We start from the raw sequence: 16,876 nt of genomic DNA, 5'->3' as shown, positions 1-16,876 counted from the left end.
GCGCCCCGGTGGGGCAGAGCCCGCCGGGGCGCGGACGCACGGGCGGGTAGGCGGCTCAGCGGGGCCCGGGGGCCAGCTCCCTGCGCAGCTCGAGCAGCCGGGCGATGGTCTCGACGAGCTCGTCGACCGAGCCGACGCGATGGGCCGCGGCCGTGTCACCTTCGCCGACCTTGACCGTCACGTCGCCCCGGCCGGGGTCGAGGGTGGTGAAGGCGTCCTCGTCCGTGACGTCGTCGCCGCTGTAGAAGACGACCTCGGCGCCGACCGAGTCGGCGAGCGAGCGCAGCGACGACCCCTTGTCGGCGTGCGAGACCGACAGCTCGAGCACCGACTTGCCGCGCAGCACGCGCACCTCGTCCCGCCCTCCGCTCAGGGCCGCGGCCGCGTGCAGGGCGGCCTCGGCGCTGTCGTCGGACAGACCGCGCGTGTGGACGGCGACGGCCGCGCGCTTGCGCTCCAGCCTGGCGCCGGGGTGGCTCTCGATGAGCTCGGCCACCGTCGTCGTCAGCTCGTCGAGCAGAGCGCGCTGGGCGTCGTCGAGGCGACCGTCGACGACCCCCGGCGCGCTCGACTCCGCCCCGTGGCTGCCGACGAGTGCGATCGACTCGTGGTCCTGCACCCCGGTGAGCGCCGCGAGGGTGGCGAGGTCGCGGCCCGAGACGATGGCGACGTGGGTGCCGGGGAGCCGGGCCAGCGCCCGCAGGGCGACCATCGCGCCCGGTGCGGGCACGCAGTCGGAGGGCTCGGCGCAGAACTCGGCCAGCGCCCCGTCGAAGTCCGACGCCACCAGCACGGTCGTGGCGCGGGCCAGCCGCTCGAGCGACTCGGTCAGCGTGAGGCCGCCGGCCTGCCGGCTCATGCGCGCTTCTCCCGGGCCGAGGCGAGGCGAGCTGCCTCACGACGGTCCTCACCGGCATACCGCTCCTGGTCGACGGCCTCCTCGTCGCGGGCGAGCTGCTCGTACCGGCTGGGGCGCAGGGGGGCCGCCTCGAGCGCCTCGAGGAAGCGTGAGGCCCACCGCTGCACGTCGTTGTCGGCGACGCGCCGACGCAGTGAGCGCATGATCCGTCGCTTGTCCTTGTCGGGGGTGTGGATGGCCTTGACGATGGTCTGCTTGAGCCCCTCGATGTCGTGCGGGTTGCAGACGAAGGCCTGGTGCAGCTCGTGGTACGCGCCGGTGAACTCCGACAGGACGAGGGCTCCGCCGAGGTCCGAACGGCAGGTGACGTACTCCTTGGCCACGAGGTTCATCCCGTCACGCAGGGGGGTGACGAGCATGACGTCGGCGGCGAGGTAGAGCGCCGCCATCTCCTCCAGCGGCTGCGTGTGGTGGATGTAGTGGACGGCGGGTGACCCGATCGCGCCGTACTCGCCGTTGATCCGGCCCACGGTGGTCTCGACCTGGGTGCGCAGGTCGCGGTAGGAGTCGACCCGCTCGCGACTCGGCGTCGCCACCTGCACGAGGGTGACCTGGGGCGGCGAGACGACGCCGTCCTGCAGCAGCTCTTCATAGGCCTTGAGGCGGTGCCGGATGCCCTTGGTGTAGTCGAGCCGGTCGACCCCGAGCATGAGCACCTCGGGGTCGCCGAGCTGGCGGCGCAGCTCGGCCGCCCGCTCGCGCACCTCCGGGGTGCGGGCGAGGGCCTCGAGGCCCGCGAAGTCGATCGAGATCGGCACGGCCGCGGCGCGCACCGTGTGGGTGCCGCCCTCGGGCAGGCGCACGGTGACCGTGTCCTTCTTGGTGCTCGCTCGCAGCAGCTGACGACAGGCCCGCACGAAGTTCTCCGCGTCGCCGACGCGCTGGAAGCCGAGGAAGTCGGCGCCGATGAGCCCCTCGAGGATGCCGCGCCGCCACGGCAGCTGCGCGAAGAGCTCGACCGGCGGGAAGGGGATGTGGTTGAACCACCCGATCCGCACGTCGGGCCGCAGGTCGCGCACCATCCGGGGCACGAGCTGCAGCTGGTAGTCCTGCACCCACACGGTGGCGCCGTCGGCCGCGACCTCGGCGACCGCCTCGGCGAAGCGGCGGTTGACCGCGACGTAGGAGCGCCACCATTCGCGGTGGAAGGAGGCCTGGACGATGACGTCGTGGTAGATCGGCCACAGGGTGTCGTTGGCGAAGCCCTCGTAGTAGTCGCACACCTCGGTGGCCGACAGCGGCACCGGCCGCAGGAACATCCCGCCCTCGCTGAACGGCGCCGGCGCGTCACCCGGCTCACCGGCCCAGCCGACCCAGGCGCCATCGCGGCCTCTCATCACCGAGTCCATCGCGGTGACGAGGCCGCCGGGGCTGCGGCCCCACGTGTGGGAGCCGTCCTCGTGGAGGATGCGGTCGACGGGAAGGCGGTTGGCCGCGATGACGAGGTCGTAGCGCCGAGGCACGAGGTGATCACTCCTGGGTGGTCCATTGGGGGGATGGGCCGACTCCTACCCTACGGGCACCGGTACCACTCAGGGTCTGGCGCGTCCCCCGGGGCAGGTCTACGGTCCGGGTATGAAGATCTCCGACGTGCTACGCAGCAAGGGTGACGGTGTCATCACGATCCGTCCCGACGACTCGGTCGCGCACCTGCTGGCCGTGCTCGACGAGCACGGGATCGGCGCCGTGGTGGTCAGTGACGACGGGCAGCAGGTGGGGGGCATCGTCAGCGAGCGCGACGTCGTGCGCCACCTGCACCGCACCGGCCCCGACGTGGTGCAGGGCCCGGTCTCGGCGATCATGACGAGCGACGTGACCACCTGCGACGCCGACGACGACGTCGAGGCGCTCGCGCGCACGATGACCGAGCTGCGCATCCGGCACCTGCCGGTGACGGTGGACGGCCACCTGCACGCGATCGTGAGCATCGGCGACATCGTCAAGGTGCGCATCGACTCCCTGCAGTCCGAGCGCGACCAGCTCGTGGGCTACATCCAGCAGTGACGAGTCGGTGACGACGGCGCGGCCCTCCGGGTCGGAGGTGCCGCGCTGGCCTACCGTGAGGGGATGACGGCGCACGCCCGCCACCCGGGCCGAGGTGACGAGACGGCTCCCGAGCCGCGCCAGCACGAGCGGCTCGGGCCCTATCGGCTGCTCCAGCGCCTCGGCGAGGGCGGGATGGGAGTCGTCCACCTCGCGCTCGACCCCGCCGGGCGGGCGGTCGCGGTCAAGGTGCTGCGGCCCCACATCGCCTACGACCCCGAGGCCCGCTCGCGGCTCGAGCGCGAGGTCGAGACGCTCACCCGGGTGCGCGACGAGCGGGTCGCCGCGGTGATCGACGCCGACATCTTCGGCGACCGGCCCTATCTCGTGACCCGCTACGTGCCCGGCCCCTCCCTCGACGAGGTCGTCCGCGAGCACGGCCCCCTGCCCGGAGCCGACCTGCACCGGCTGGCCCGCGGCCTCGTCGACGCGCTCGAGGCGATCCACGCGGTGGGGGTCGTGCACCGCGACCTCAAGCCCGGCAACGTGCTGCTCGAGGACGGCGAGCCCGTGCTCATCGACTTCGGCATCGCCCACGTCGCCGACGACGTGCGCCTGACCAGCGTCGGCCTCGTGATGGGCACCCCGGGCTACCTCTCGCCCGAGGTCGTCGCGGGGGGCGCCGTCACCGAGGCCACCGACTGGTGGGGCTGGGCCGCCACCCTCACGTATGCCGCGTCCGCCCGCCCACCCTTCGGTCGCGGCCCGATGGATGTCGTCCTCGACCGCGTGCGCCGCGGCGAGAGCGACCTGACGGGGGTCGACCCCCGGCTCCGGCCGCTGCTCGAGGCCGCCCTCTCGCCCGACCCGCGGTGGCGGCCACCGGTGGCCGAGGTCGTCAGGGCGCTCGGGGCGTATGCCGCCGGGAGACCCGCGACGGTGGCCCTGCCGGCGGGGTCGGCGACGGCGGCATACGACGGGTGGTCGCGTGGGGCAGAGCTTGGTGTCGAGGCTGGTGGCGGCTCGGGTGCCGGATGGGCGACGCAGACGTCGGCGCTGCCGGCCAGTGAGCCACCGTGGGTGGCGGCGGGGCAGTGGCCGGCGCCCGAGCGGCGTCGGTCGGCGGGGGAGGAGGAGGGATCTGAGGAGGGCTTCGACGAGGGCTTCGACGAGGGTTTCGACGAGGTCCGGGGTGGGGGCGAGACGGTGGAGCGCGACCCCCGCATCGGCCGCCCGATGCGCACCGGCACCCTCGTCGCTGCGGCCGCGGTGCTCGCGGCCGCCGCGATGAGCTGGCCGGGCATCGTCGTGCTGGCCGTCGGGCTCTGGGGCTGGGTGGCGCGCTTCAGCGACCGCACGGTCTCCGCCTTGGTGGTGCGCCGGTTCGAGCGCGGGCGCCGACGCTCCGACGTGCCACGCGCCGTCGCCGCCAGCCCGTGGCACCTGCTGGTGTCAGGGGTGCGGGCGGTGGTGGCGCTCGCGCTGCCGGCCCTCGTCGCGGTCGCCGGTGTGGTCTGTGCGGCCCTGGCCCTCGGGGCCGCCGGGTCCGCCACGTCAGGCACGTCGGTTTCACCCCGCCAGCTCGTCGGACCGGCGCTCGCGGCAGGGTTCCTCGTTGGGGCGCTGGTCGCCTGGTGGGGGCCGGGCGGGGCGTCGCTGCGCCGCGGGTCGAGGTCGGTCGCACGCACTCTGGTGCCGGCAGGAGCGGTCACCCAGGTGGTGGTCGCGGCGCTGCTGGTCGGTGTGACGGTGCTGGCCGTGCTGGCCCTGCTGCACCCGGGGCAGGTCTCGTGGGCGCCGTGGTCGGGCGACCCGCTGAGCGGTCTGCTGCCGACCTGAGCGGGTCGGGGCAGGCGGGTCTGGGGGTGGGGGTTCGGGAGTCGCACAACTCGAAGATCGTCGAGCTGTGGCGCTCGTGGTTCGCAACTCACACCCCAATCCTCTGCGCCGCATATCGCTCAGGTCACGCACAGGTCACGGAAAGGTCACGCGCGGGCTTGGATTGTCGGGCTCGACGCCGTACCGTCAAGGCATCACCCGGCCAAGCGGCCGGGTCGTCGTCCTGCTCGACCCCGGGTCGTCAGGGCACCAACTCCATACGCACCACCTGCACGACCGTCGCGCCGAGCCTCGCCAGACGGACGTTCCGACCCGGAGAGCCCGGGGCACAGGCGAGGACGGGGGACCCACGATGGGACCACCCAAGCGGGGAACACCACCCCTGGGGAGAAGCCGGTACGCCGGCCGGGCACCTGACCGTCCGATCCCGACAGCTAACTCCGCAGGCGCACGTCAGGAAGGAACCACCATGCAGCACTACTCGTCCAAGCACGCCCTGCCCGCCACCGTCACCCGCCGCGTCAAGGCCCGCCTCGCCGGGGTCGGCATCGCCGGCGCCTCGGCCCTCGTCGGAGGCACCGCCCTCGCCTCGACGGCGAGCGCCGCCTCCGTGTGGGACTCCGTCGCCGCCTGCGAGAGCGGTGGCAACTGGGCCATCAACACGGGCAACGGCTTCTACGGCGGCCTGCAGTTCACCAACTCGACGTGGCTCGGCTACGGCGGCGGCGCCTACGCCCCCCGCGCCGACCTCGCGTCGAAGTCCGCGCAGATCACCATCGCCCAGCGCACCCTGGCCAGCCAGGGCCCGGGCGCGTGGCCGGTCTGCTCGGTCAGGGCCGGCCTGACCCGGAGCAACGGCGGGGCCTCCTCGAGCGTCGCCGTCGCCGCCGCACCCGCTCCGGTCCGCGTCGCCGCCCCGTCGACGTCGCGCACCGCCACCCGGGCCCCGGCCGCCGTCGCTCCCCGGGCAAGCACCAAGGCGCCGGTCCGCACTACGGCCCCCATCTCGTCGCCTCCGACCACGACGGCCAAGCCCGGCAAGCTCTTCACCGTCAAGTCCGGTGACAGCCTGAGCAAGCTCGCGGCCGCCAACAAGGTCGCCGGCGGCTGGCAGACCCTCTGGGCGCTCAACGCCAAGACGGTCAGCAACCCCAACCTCATCTTCGTGGGGCAGCAGCTGCACCTCCCGGCCTGAGGCCGGTCGTGACGCCTGGGTGACCGGGCGGCACACCGTACGACGTGAGGGCCCTGCAGGCGACAGACCTGCAGGGCCCTCCCGCATGCCGCGACGCCTCTCACTGTGGTTCAACCGGCGAGCGGTGTGATCAGGGCCTTCAGGATTGGCTACCCTCGTCAGGTCGCCTCACTGCTCGCGGGGCGACACAGGTCGACGCACGACACTGTCGTGCGCGTGGCCGGCCGGCGTGGCGCAACTGGCAGCGCACCTGTCTTGTAAACAGGGGGTTAGGGGTTCGAGTCCCCTCGTCGGCTCCACCTCTGACAGGCCGCTTTAGGCCCCTGACCTGCAGTGATGTGTATCGAGAGTATGGTCCAGCGGTCGTCAGGTCTGGACACGGATGGGCAGGAAAGTACACTCGGATCGCACGCGCATCGCACGCGCATCGCACGAAACCAGCGGGCGATCGGAGGGGTTGTGGCGGGAACGGCGCGTCATCGCGGGTTCGGGTACGTGCGCCGGCTGCCCTCCAAGCGGTGGCAGGCGAGCTACATCGGCCCCGATCTCGCTCGGCACTTCGCGCCGAGCACCTACGCCAGCAAGGGTGACGCCGAGGGCTGGCTGGGAGCCGAGCGAGGCCGGATCAGTGCCGACTCCTGGGCGCCGCCCGGGTCCCGACGGGTGGAGTCGCCCGTAGTGACGTTCGAGGCGTTCGCTGCCGAGTGGGTGGCCAACCGTCCCCTCAAGCCGCGGACCCGTGAAGGCTACAACCATCTGCTGCGCGGCTATCTGGTTCCGGCCTTCGGGGCGGCCCCGATGACGACGATCAGCCCGACCATCGTCCGACGCTGGTGGCGGGGGATGGACCCGACGACCCCGACGATCAATGCCCGGGCCTACGCCCTGCTGCGGGCGATCTTCTCGACCGCGGTGGAGGAGGAGGTGGTGGCCAGCAGCCCCTGCCGGATCCGGGGGGCAAGCATCTCGCCTCGAGTCGTGGAGATCCGCCCGGCCACCGTTGCTGAGCTCGAGACCATCGTGGCCGGCCTCCCGGCGAACCGGCAGGCCGTCGCCCTGCTCTGTGCCTGGTGCGCCCTGCGGATCGGGGAGGCACTCGAGCTGCGCCGGGGCGACCTCGACCTGCCCCGAGGCCAGCTGACGGTCGGCCGGGCCGTCTCGTGGCTGGAGGGCGGCCCCGTCGTCGGGACGCCGAAGTCGCGGGCCGGGATGAGGACGGTGGCCATCCCGCCGCACATCACGGACGCCCTGGCTCGTCACCTGGCCGAGTTCGTCGGTCCGGAGAAGGACGCGCTCCTCTTCACGGCGCGGGACGGCACCTCGCACCTGCAGCCCTCGGTCTTCCAGGGCGCCTGGCGCAAGGCCCGAGCGGCTGCGGGACGGGAGGACCTGCGCGTCCACGATCTCCGGCACACCGGCGCGACGATGGCGGCGATGACCGGGGCGACCCTGGCCGAGCTCCAGCAACGGCTCGGCCACTCGAGCGTGAATGCCGCCCTGCGGTATCAGCACGCAGCGAAGGGTCGGGACGCCGAGATCGCCAAGGCCCTGTCGGTGCTCGCCGGCTATTCGGGGCCGACCGCGTAACCGTCGCGAGTGGCCAGAAAGGGGAGCGGGGCGAGCCCCGCGTCAGGCCGTGGGCACGGGGACCATGAGCCGGTCGACCTCGGCGGCGTCGAGCCGGATGATGCGGGGGCCGAGCCGGTAGGCCCTTAGGGAGCCGTCAGCGATGCGTCGTCGGAGGGTGCGCGTGCTGACCCCCGTGCGGTCTGCGGCTGCGGCGATCGACTCGTACGACCTGCGTGGCGTGCTCTGCATGGTGATGGCCTCTTCCGTCACCCCCGAATGCCCGGTCGCTCACGTGGGTGGACACCCGCCAGTCGGTGAGTTGACCGACGCGAGGTCCCATCGGACATTGACCGTGAGAGGGGGATAGGGGGAGTCCCTCCGCGGCGGAAGGGGAGGGGAGGACGTGAGGTGAGGCGGGCAGGCTCGGAGCGCTGCTCCTCCAGGCCAGTCCATGGACACGGCATAACGCGACGCGTTATGCTCCCTCGGTGATCAGGTCGTTCGGCAACACCATGACCGAACGTCTCTGGTCGCGAGAGCGCACCAGGAGGCTCGACCCGCGGATCGAGCGGACCGCCTTACGCAAGCTCGTCATCGTGGACGCTGCCGAGACCCTCGATGACCTGCGGGTCCCCCCTGGCAATCGGCTCGAAGCCCTGCGAGGAGACCGGAGCGGTCAACACAGCATCCGCATCAACCAGCAGTGGCGGGTCTGCTTCGCGTGGACGCCTGCCGGACCTGAGAACGTCGAGATCGTCGACGACCACTGACCACGGAGGAACACCGATGACGACCATCGCGCCGATCCACCCCGGAGAGATCCTCCTGGAGGACTTCCTGACCCCGCTCGGGGTGACCCAGCACCACCTGGCGATCTCCATCAGCGTCCCGCCACGCCGCATCAACGAGATCGTCCACGGAAAGAGGCGGATCAGCGCCGACACCGCACTGCGGCTGGCCCGCTACTTCGGCACCAGCGACCGGTTCTGGCTCAACCTGCAGACCCGCTACGACCTCGAGATCGAGAAGGACCACCTCGGCACTGACCTGGAACAGATCCGTCCTCTTCAGAGCGCCTGACCACCCGTCCGTTACGCGGCGGTGTGGGACAGCCGCACTCGCGGCGAAAGGACGCACTCGTCGTCTCTACGGCAGGGCTTTTGCGGCCTCGCCCCCAGTTACCTAAGAGTGGGGAGGTCCTTACGATCGATGAGCCAGGGACGCCGCCAAGAACCGAGCGACTCGACTTTGTTCGGTTGAGCGTGGACGAGGCCGAACCGCTGGGCCTAGAGATCTGTGAGGACGACCTTTCCCGGGCCTGACGTTGGGCTGCGGCATCGGTGCGTCAGCGGATTTCGTGCGGGCAGTCTCCTGGCGTCGCCGCTTCGACCGTGCCACGCTCGCCAGTTTGGAGGAGAGAGATGGCCGAGGCGGACGAGATGCTGTGGATGGTGCGCGGTCGGGATCGGCAGGGTGAACTGCTCGTCCGACGAGAGGCCTGGCAGGTCGGGGCTGGTCGTGGTTCCCCGACGTTGTCCCTCGCGACAACGTACCTCGCCCTGTGGGGCGCGAGGTTGAGGCTGCCCCGACGAGTATTTTCGGGGAAGGTGTCGTATCGGGGCGCGATCGTTCGTGGAACCAGTGTGAGGCGGCCGGCCGGCCGCCCAGCACGAGGGTCGGACCGGACCTTGTGCAGGACCAAGAGGAGACGAACATGACGGAGTACCTGATTACCTTTAACGACGAGTGGGTGCCGGATCACACGGAGGACGAGATCAAGGCCAAGGGGGTCGCCGCCAAGTCGGTGGTGCACGCGATGCAGGAGCAGGGTGTCCTGATTTTTAGTAACGGCGGCCTCGACCGCGACACCGCGATCTGCAGCGTTGTGGCGCAGGATGGCAAGCCCGTCTTCACCGACGGTCCCTTCGTCGAGACGAAGGAGCACCTCGGCGGCTTTTGCGTTGTGGACGTCCCGGACGACGAGACGGCTCGGTACTGGGCCGGACGGCTCGCCGTTGCCCTCGACTGGCCGCAGGAGGTCCACCGGTTCCGCGGGGCGGGGATGGCCCGCCACGACGTCTCCGGGACGGTGTGAACGCCGTGGCGAGATACCTGCTGTCCGTCTACGGACCCGCGGAGCCCACCACGTTCGGCACCTATCCCTCGCGCGAGGAGATGCTCGAGGCGTTCGCCGACACCGGCGCCTTCAACGACAGGCTGCAGAGCGAAGGGCGCCTTGTCTTCGCCGACGGCCTGGAGCAGGCGTCGACCGCGACGACCGTGGACGGACGGGGCGAGCGGCCGACCTTTACCGACGGTCCCTACCTGGAGACCAAGGAGCATCTCGGGGGCTTCTGGGTCATCGAGGCCGCTGACCTCGATGAGGCCCTGGCGCTGGCCACCGAAGGGTCCAAGGCGTGTCGCGGGGCGGTCGAGGTGCGCCCTTTCCAGACCGCCGAGTCCGTCCGTGCCCTGACCGAGGGCTAAGCGGAACGTGCTCTCTGCGGACGTCGAGGAGGCGCTCACCCGGGTTCACCACCAGGAGTGGGGGCGGGTGGTCGCCCGGCTCGCCCGCCGATTCGGCGACCTCGACATTGCCGAGGACGCAGCCGCCGAGGCGTTTACTGGGGCCGCCGAGCGCTGGCCAGGCGACGGCATACCGCCCAACCCTGGCGGCTGGCTCACCACCACCGCGACGCGCAAAGCGATCGACCGGCTCCGCCGCGAGTCCCAACGCGACGCCAAGCACCAGGCGGCCCTGATGATCCACCACGACACCCCCGCCGCGCCGACGGGCCCGGTCGAGGACGACCGGCTGAGGCTGGTCTTCACCTGCTGCCACCCGGCGTTGGCCATGGAGGCCCGTGTGGCCCTGACGCTGCGCCTGCTCGGGGGGCTCACGGTCGCCGAGATCGCCCGCGCCTTCTTCGTGCAGGAGACGACGATGGCCCAACGGCTGACCCGGGCCAAGGCCAAGATCGCAGCGGCGCACATCCCCTACCGCGTCCCCTCGGCGGCCGACCTCCGCGAGCGGGTCGCCGGCGTCCTTGCCGTCGTCTACCTCGTCTTCAACGAGGGCTACCTCACCGGTGAAGGCACCGCCGCCGTTCGCGTCGACCTCACGGACGAGGCGATCCGTCTCGGCCGACTGCTTCGCGACCTGCTCCCGAACGACGGCGAGGTGACCGGGCTGCTCGCCCTGATGCTCCTGACTGACGCCCGGCGAGCGGCGCGGGTCTCTCCCACCGGCGAACTAGTAACGCTCGACGAGCAGGACCGGGGGGCCTGGGACGCTGCCCTCATCGCCGAGGGCAGGGCGCTGGTCGACGAGCGGCTGCGGGTCGTCGCGGCCGGAGGTGAGCGGCCGGGTCGCTACCAACTGCTGGCCGCGATCAACACGGTGCACACCGACGCCGAGTCCGCACGCGACACCAACTGGTCACGCATCGTCGCCCTCTACGACGCGATCGTGCGCCTCGACCCGTCGCCGGTGGTCCGCCTCAACCGGGCCGTCGCGCTCGCCGAGCTCGACGGACCACTGGTCGGCCTAGCCGAGGTCGACCGCCTCGATGACGCCCTCGACGGCTACCACGCCTTCCACGTCGCCCGGGCGGAGTTGTTACGCAGTCTCGGTCGCAGCAGCGAGGCGCGGACGGCATACAACCGCGCCATCGACCTGACCGGCAACCCGGCAGAGCGGGCCCACCTCGCCCGCCGACGCGATCAGCTCGTCAGCGCAGGTCCTCCGAGCGGGCGACGCTGACGTGATGCAGGCTCTGAACGCTCACGGTGCTTCTCCTTGCCGGGCGCGGCGGCCGCTGGCGCCAGCCGACGGAGCCGCCGGCCCGTTCTCGACCAGGACCTCAGCCGGGTCGTGGTCTGTCGGTCGCCGCGCTGCTCGGAGTCCGTGGCTCAGCGAACCGGGACACGGGTCACAGGGGGTTTGACCTGAGGTTCCAGGTGGGGGCCAAGGCGGTGCCCTCGCGACGCGAGCGCAGGTTGCTCGCTTGCGCCCGACAGGCGGCGGTGTGGGACAGCCGCACTCGCGGCGGTGTGGGACAGCCGCACTCGCGGCGGTGTGGGACAGCCGCACTCGCGGCGGAGTGGGACAGCCGCACTCGCGGCGGTGTGGGACAGCCGCACTCGCGGCGGAGTGACGCGCCTGAGCAACGAGGCGGCACCGCTATGGTGCCATCGGCACTCCGTGGTCGACAAGGCCGCCAGTCGCTCGCTGGGGTGAAGAAGATGTCGCCTTGACCTCCCGGGCAGAAACCCGCAGCCCGACCTCAGCGCGGCCACCCCCCTGTGGGCCCGGACCCTCGGCAGGGGGGTCCGAGGGTCCGGGCTGTTTGTGGCCGCAATCCAGCTCCGCTGACGTGGGCAGCCGGTTCCTAGCCTGCTACGGACCGCGTTACCAGGCGTGCGCGGACCTTGTGCAGCTGGGGCATGAGCCCGTAGATGACGATGGGCACGGCGATGGTGGCCAGGATGAAGGTGCGCAGCACCGGGTTCAGGGGGCGCAGCCAGTCCCCCAGGGTGAGGTTGATGATGGTTAGGGTCGGAAAGACCGCAAGCCAGATCATGAGCGCCAGCTGGTGCTTGCTCGGTGGGCCGGGACGTGGCGGGGTTGTCGAGGTCGAGGTCGTGGGTGAGGCTGAGTCGGTTGTGTGGTTGGACATGGTGAGGCTCCTTCGGTACGGATGTGCGGGTAGGGGTCGGGGGGCGACGGTTCAGACGGGGAAGCCTTGGTTGAAGTAGGTGACGGCGGTGCGGACGTCGTCGCTGACGAGGCCGGTGTTGATGGCGATGGCTGTGGCTGAGCCTTCGCCGGCGGCGGTGATGACCTGCGCGCGGGCGTTGGTGACGTTGCCGGCGACCCACAGGCCGGGGACGCTGGTCGCGCCGTTGGGTCCGGTGACGACCCACCCCTGGTCGTCGACCTGGCAGCCGACGCCGGTCAGGAGGGCGTCGTGGGGGACCATGCGCGGGGGGACGAAGAGAGCCTGTCGGGGGATGCTGCGTCCGTCGACCATCGCCACCGCGGTCAGCCGGTCGTCGTGCACGACAACGCGTTCGACGTCTCCCTCGACCACGCCGATGGCCCGCGCGACCAGCTGGGAACGGTCGGCCGGCGTGAGGGTGTCACCGGGGAGGAAGAGGACCAGGTCATCGGTCCACTGCCGCACGATCTGGGCGTAGCGCACGCTGTCCGGGCCGTTCCACAGCACACCGAGCTGCTGGTCGCGCACCTCCCAGCCGTGGCAGTAGGGACAGTGCAGCACGTCCCTGGCCCACCGTTGCTCGAGCCCGGGAAGGTCGGGCAGCTCGTCGCGCAGGCCGGTGGTGACCAGGACCTTGCGCGCCTTGACCCGCTGTCCATCAGCAAGGAGGGCCTGGAATCCTGACGCGGCGCAGTGGACGAGCTCGGTCACGGTGCCCGCGGTGATGGTCGCGCCGTAGCCGCTGACTTCTTCCCGCCCGGCCGCAAGCAGCTCAGCGGGCGGCATGCCGTCTCGGGACAGGAAGCCGTGCATGTTGGCGGCGGGAGCGTTGCGCGGTGCGCCGGCGTCCACGACCAGGACGTTGCGCCTCGCTCGGGACAGGACCAGTGATGCGGAGAGGCCGGCGGCCCCGCCGCCGATGACCAGGACGTCGTAGGTGTTCATGTCGCCACTGTGCAGCCGAGTCTCAGAGCGGTGCAACGGTTGTTGCCATTCCTGGGAATGTGCGCGAGTTGACCTCGATGTCGCTGGCGCTGCGCTCGACATCAGACCCGTGAGCGACATGCCGTTGCGTACCAGCACGACTCGTCGGGGCCGAGAGCGTGACCTGGCTTGCGGACGTCGCTGACCTCTCGGCGGGCAGGTGGGACGACCGCGGTCGACGGGTGTGCGGGCGCCGCCCGTCATGGCCGCCACGGTGTCCTCGGGTCTGCGAGGCCCCGTGCTCCGGGGCAACAAGGGTTGCTGATCACGGGAAACGTGCGGTGCAATGCAGACGTGAAGGACGCCTCGAGCAGACCATCGACCATCAGCTCCGCCCTGGACTTAGTGGGGCCGCGGCTGCGCAAGGTGCGCCAGCAGCGCGGCGTGACCCTGACCTCCGTGGCCGAGCGGACCGGGATCTCCAAGAGCACGCTGTCCCGGCTGGAGAACGGCCAGCGCAAGCCCAGCCTCGAGCTGCTCCTGCCGCTGGCGCAGGTCTACCGCGTGCCGCTCGACGACCTCGTGGGCGCCCCCGACGTGGGCGACCCCCGCATCCAGCTCAAGGCCAAACGGGTGAACGGACGCACGGTCCTGCCGCTCACCCGGCACCCGGACGGGATCCAGGCGTGGAAGATCATCATCCCCACCACCCAGTCCAAACCCAGGCTGCGCACCCACGACGGCTACGAGTGGCTGTACGTCCTGACGGGACGGATGCGCCTGCTGCAGGGTGAGCGAGACCTGGTGCTCGGTCCCGGCGAGGCCGCAGAGTTCGACACCCAGACGCCGCACTGGTTCGGCAGCACCGGCGAGGAGCCGGCGGAGGTCCTGAGCATCTTCGGCCGCCCCGGTGAGCGCATCCAGAGTCCAGCCAGGTCGCGGGCGACGTGATGGGGCCGGCCCTGGTCGAGACCAAGTTCTTCGTCCCGCCCGCGCGCGCCGGACTCATCGCGCGAGCCCGTCTCAACGAGGTCCTGTCAGCCCGAACGACACGGCTGACGCTGCTCTCGGCACCGGCTGGGTTCGGCAAGACGACGCTGCTCGCCCAGTGGTTGACGACGGAGGCCGAGCGTGTGGGCCTCAGGGTCGCCTGGCTGTCGCTCGACGAGGCCGACCGCGTCCCGACCACGTTCTGGACCTACGTGATGACGGCGCTCGAGCGGGCCGCCCCGGGCAGCGGGTCCGCGGGCCTACAGCTCGCCGCGAGCGGGCAACCGGTCGAGGCAGCCCTGGCTGCCGTACTCAACGAGCTCAGCGTCCTCCCCGGCGACATCGCCCTCGTCCTCGACGACTACCATCTCGCCGAGAGCCCGGGGATCCAGCCGGCCATGACGTTCCTGGTCGACCGCCTGCCTCCCCAGGTCCGCCTGGTCATCCTCACCCGAGCCGACCCGGCACTTCCCCTGGCCAGGCTCCGGGTGCGGGGGGAGCTGACCGAGGTGCGGGCCGCGGACCTGCGGTTCACCGACGCCGAAGCGGCGCGTTTCCTCAGCGAGGCGACAGGCCGCGACCTGCCCGCGGAGGAGGTGTCCGCTCTCGGCGCCCGCACGGAGGGCTGGATCGCCTCGCTGCAGCTGGCCGCCCTCTCACTGCGCGACCGCTCTGACACCTCCGGCTTCGTCGCGGGGTTCACCGGTACCGACCGATACGTCGTGGACTACCTGGTCGAGGAGGTCCTGGACCGCGAACCTCCCGACGTGCGCAGATTCCTCCTGGACACCTCGATCCTCGACCGACTCTGCGGCCCCCTCTGCGACGCCGTCACGATGGCTGACGGCAGCAACCAGGCCCTGACGCGGTTGGAGCGGCGCAACCTGTTCATCGTGCCGCTCGACGACCACCGGCGCTGGTACCGCTACCACCACCTGTTCGCTGACGTGCTCCACGCGCATCTGCTCCGCGAGCGACCTCACGACGTCGTGGGGTTGCACCAGCGGGCGAGCCGCTGGTGCGCCTCGAGCGGGCACACCGAGGAGGCGGTTCGGCACGCGCTCGCCGCCGACGACCCCGACGCCGCCGCAGACCTCATCGAGCTCGCTCTGCCCGGCCTGCGCCGCGACCGTCGCGAGAACCTGGTTCGGCAGTGGGCAGACCAGCTCCCGCCGGGCATCGTCAGTCGTCGGCCGGTGCTCGCCATCGGTCTCGTGGGGGGACTCATGGCCAGCAACGACTTCGACGACGTCGCACAGCGGCTGCTCGAGCTCGAGGCCATGCTCACCCTTCCTCGGTCGGAGCTGGTGGTCGTGGACGTCGACGAGCTGCCGCGGGTGCCCGCCGCGATCGAGAACTTCCGGGCCGGACTGGCCCTGGTTGCCGGCGACCTCACGGAGGCGGTCGACCACGCAACGCGAGCCCAGGCGGCGGTCATCGACGACGACCACCTCATGCGGGCGTCAGCCGCCGGAATCGTCGGCCTCGCGACCTGGGCCGGCGGAGACCTCGTCGCCGCCCACCGGGCCTACACGACCTGCGCGCAGGGCCTAGCCCAGGCCGGACATGTTGCGGACGTCCTCGGGTGCTCACTATCCCTCGCGGACCTGGAGCTCGTCCTCGGCAGGCTCACCGACGCCGAACGCACCTTGGTGGACGCCCTCAGTCTGGCCGAACGACACCGTCCAGATCCTGCACAGCTGGTGCGCGGGACGGCCGACATGCTGGTGGGTCTCAGTCTCTTGGCCTGGCACCGCAACGATCTCACCGCCTCGGCGGACTACCTTCGTCGCGCCGACGAGCTCGGGGAACCGGCAGGGCTGCCACAGCATCCCTACCGCTGGCGGGTCGCTCTGGCCCGCCTCAGGGCGGCTGAAGGCGATCTCGCCTCCGCCCTGGACCTGATCGATGAGGCCGACCGGGTCTACGTGGGTGACTTCTCCCCCGCCGTGCACCCCATCCACGCCACCCGGGCCCGCGTGCTGGCCGCCGCCGGCGATCGCAGGGGGGCCGCCGCCTGGGCTCGCGGACACAACGTGCGAGTCGACAGCGACCTCAGTTACCTCCATGAGTACGAACACCTCACGCTGTGCCGGATACTGCTGGCCGAGAACGATCCGACCCAAGCGTGGGCCGCGGCTGCACTGTTGGACCGTCTGCTGGCACAGGCTCTTGACGGCGGACGCATCGGCACGGTCATCGACGTGGAAGTTCTACGCGCCACGGCCGCTCATGCGGTCGGCGACGATGGCAGCGCCCTCAGCGCGCTGGAGAGCGCGGTCGACCTCGCCGAGCCGGACGGGTGGGTCCGTGTCCTCGTCGACATGGACGTGACGATGGCCCCGGTCATGCAGGCCCTCATCCGACGACGGCCACGATCGGCGTTTCTCCACGAGATACAGGCCGCGAGCACGCCCGCACACGCCGTGCCCGGCTCTCGGGCACCCACCGCTCCCGCCCTCCTGGACCCGCTGAGCGACCGGGAGCTCGACGTCCTCCGCCTGCTCGCCTCCGACCTCGACGGGCCCGCCATTGCCCGCCACCTCGTGGTTTCACTCAACACCGTGAAGACCCACACCAAGCACATCTACACCAAGCTCGAGGTCACCAACCGGCGCGCAGCGGTCACGCGGGCACACCAGCTGGGACTGACCAGGTAGATCACGCTACGCCGCCCTCGATTCCGACCGACGACCCACGATCACCCCGTCAATCACCTCATCGGGTGACGCCGGG

16 protein-coding genes, 1 tRNA gene and 1 riboswitch are annotated in these 16,876 nt (G+C 71.3%); of the genes, 12 read left to right on the top strand and 5 right to left on the bottom strand.

Annotation, left to right across the window (positions count from 1 at the left end):
• Positions 1-55 precede the first annotated feature (55 nt).
• On the bottom strand, positions 56-859 hold the full coding sequence (otsB, locus tag V3N99_07615; GenBank protein MEO3936614.1) for a trehalose-phosphatase: 804 nt from the start codon (positions 857-859) through the stop codon (positions 56-58).
• Positions 856-2,382, bottom strand: coding sequence for a trehalose-6-phosphate synthase (locus V3N99_07610; protein MEO3936613.1), 1,527 nt, complete (start codon positions 2,380-2,382; stop codon positions 856-858). The genes otsB and V3N99_07610 overlap by 4 nt, the downstream gene beginning before the upstream one ends.
• Before the next feature lie 112 nt (positions 2,383-2,494).
• Here V3N99_07610 and V3N99_07605 point away from each other — a divergent pair, with 112 nt between their 5' ends.
• The 5 genes from V3N99_07605 (at position 2,495) to V3N99_07585 (ending at position 7,523) form a co-directional block, all read left to right on the top strand.
• Positions 2,495-2,923 carry a CBS domain-containing protein gene (locus V3N99_07605; GenBank protein MEO3936612.1) on the top strand — a complete coding sequence of 143 codons (429 nt, stop codon included), beginning with the start codon at positions 2,495-2,497 and terminating at the stop codon, positions 2,921-2,923.
• Positions 2,924-2,986: 63 nt separating this feature from the next.
• Positions 2,987-4,741: a serine/threonine-protein kinase gene (locus V3N99_07600; protein MEO3936611.1), complete on the top strand. Its 1,755-nt coding sequence runs from the start codon at positions 2,987-2,989 to the stop codon at positions 4,739-4,741.
• Positions 4,742-5,090: 349 nt separating this feature from the next.
• Positions 5,091-5,205: riboswitch (cyclic di-AMP (ydaO/yuaA leader) on the top strand.
• Between the two features lie 5 nt (positions 5,206-5,210).
• Positions 5,211-5,936, top strand: a complete 726-nt coding sequence (locus tag V3N99_07595) for a transglycosylase family protein (protein MEO3936610.1) — start codon at positions 5,211-5,213, stop codon at positions 5,934-5,936.
• Positions 5,937-6,159: 223 nt separating this feature from the next.
• Positions 6,160-6,235: transfer RNA gene (locus tag V3N99_07590), tRNA-Thr, on the top strand.
• A gap of 196 nt (positions 6,236-6,431) precedes the next feature.
• The gene (locus V3N99_07585) at positions 6,432-7,523 is read left to right on the top strand and encodes a tyrosine-type recombinase/integrase (GenBank protein ID MEO3936609.1); all 1,092 of its coding nucleotides are present in this window, start codon (positions 6,432-6,434) and stop codon (positions 7,521-7,523) included.
• A 42-nt stretch (positions 7,524-7,565) separates the two neighbouring features.
• On the opposite strand, the gene V3N99_07580 is transcribed toward V3N99_07585, so the two are convergent.
• Positions 7,566-7,754, bottom strand: a complete 189-nt coding sequence (locus tag V3N99_07580; protein ID MEO3936608.1) for an excisionase family DNA-binding protein — start codon at positions 7,752-7,754, stop codon at positions 7,566-7,568.
• A 239-nt stretch (positions 7,755-7,993) separates the two neighbouring features.
• On the opposite strand from V3N99_07580, the gene V3N99_07575 reads away from it, so the two are divergent.
• The 5 genes from V3N99_07575 to V3N99_07555 all read left to right on the top strand — a co-directional run bounded on the left by V3N99_07575 (position 7,994) and on the right by V3N99_07555 (position 11,268).
• A complete protein-coding gene (locus V3N99_07575) occupies positions 7,994-8,275 on the top strand; it encodes a type II toxin-antitoxin system RelE/ParE family toxin (protein MEO3936607.1) in 282 nt (93 codons plus the stop codon).
• 16 nt (positions 8,276-8,291) lie between these two features.
• A complete protein-coding gene (locus V3N99_07570) occupies positions 8,292-8,585 on the top strand; it encodes a HigA family addiction module antitoxin (protein MEO3936606.1) in 294 nt (97 codons plus the stop codon).
• Between the two features lie 634 nt (positions 8,586-9,219).
• Positions 9,220-9,600, top strand: a complete 381-nt coding sequence (locus tag V3N99_07565) for a YciI family protein (protein ID MEO3936605.1) — start codon at positions 9,220-9,222, stop codon at positions 9,598-9,600.
• Between the two features lie 5 nt (positions 9,601-9,605).
• Positions 9,606-9,992: a YciI family protein gene (locus V3N99_07560; protein MEO3936604.1), complete on the top strand. Its 387-nt coding sequence runs from the start codon at positions 9,606-9,608 to the stop codon at positions 9,990-9,992.
• A 7-nt stretch (positions 9,993-9,999) separates the two neighbouring features.
• The gene (locus V3N99_07555; GenBank protein ID MEO3936603.1) at positions 10,000-11,268 is read left to right on the top strand and encodes a sigma-70 family RNA polymerase sigma factor; all 1,269 of its coding nucleotides are present in this window, start codon (positions 10,000-10,002) and stop codon (positions 11,266-11,268) included.
• Positions 11,269-11,896: 628 nt separating this feature from the next.
• Here the strand turns inward: V3N99_07555 and V3N99_07550 are convergent.
• The gene (locus V3N99_07550; GenBank protein ID MEO3936602.1) at positions 11,897-12,184 is read right to left on the bottom strand and encodes a hypothetical protein; all 288 of its coding nucleotides are present in this window, start codon (positions 12,182-12,184) and stop codon (positions 11,897-11,899) included.
• A gap of 51 nt (positions 12,185-12,235) precedes the next feature.
• On the bottom strand, positions 12,236-13,171 hold the full coding sequence (locus V3N99_07545) for an NAD(P)/FAD-dependent oxidoreductase (protein ID MEO3936601.1): 936 nt from the start codon (positions 13,169-13,171) through the stop codon (positions 12,236-12,238).
• Between the two features lie 333 nt (positions 13,172-13,504).
• On the opposite strand from V3N99_07545, the gene V3N99_07540 reads away from it, so the two are divergent.
• Positions 13,505-14,101, top strand: coding sequence for an XRE family transcriptional regulator (locus tag V3N99_07540; GenBank protein ID MEO3936600.1), 597 nt, complete (start codon positions 13,505-13,507; stop codon positions 14,099-14,101).
• Entirely contained in the window at positions 14,101-16,800 is a 2,700-nt protein-coding gene (locus tag V3N99_07535; GenBank protein ID MEO3936599.1) for a LuxR C-terminal-related transcriptional regulator, read from the top strand. Before V3N99_07540 ends, V3N99_07535 begins: the two co-directional genes overlap by 1 nt.
• Positions 16,801-16,876 lie beyond the last annotated feature (76 nt).

This window comes from Dermatophilaceae bacterium Soc4.6, from assembly GCA_039889245.1.
Classification (GTDB): domain Bacteria; phylum Actinomycetota; class Actinomycetes; order Actinomycetales; family Dermatophilaceae; genus Lapillicoccus.
This window is presented reverse-complemented; position numbering and strand designations above follow the sequence as displayed.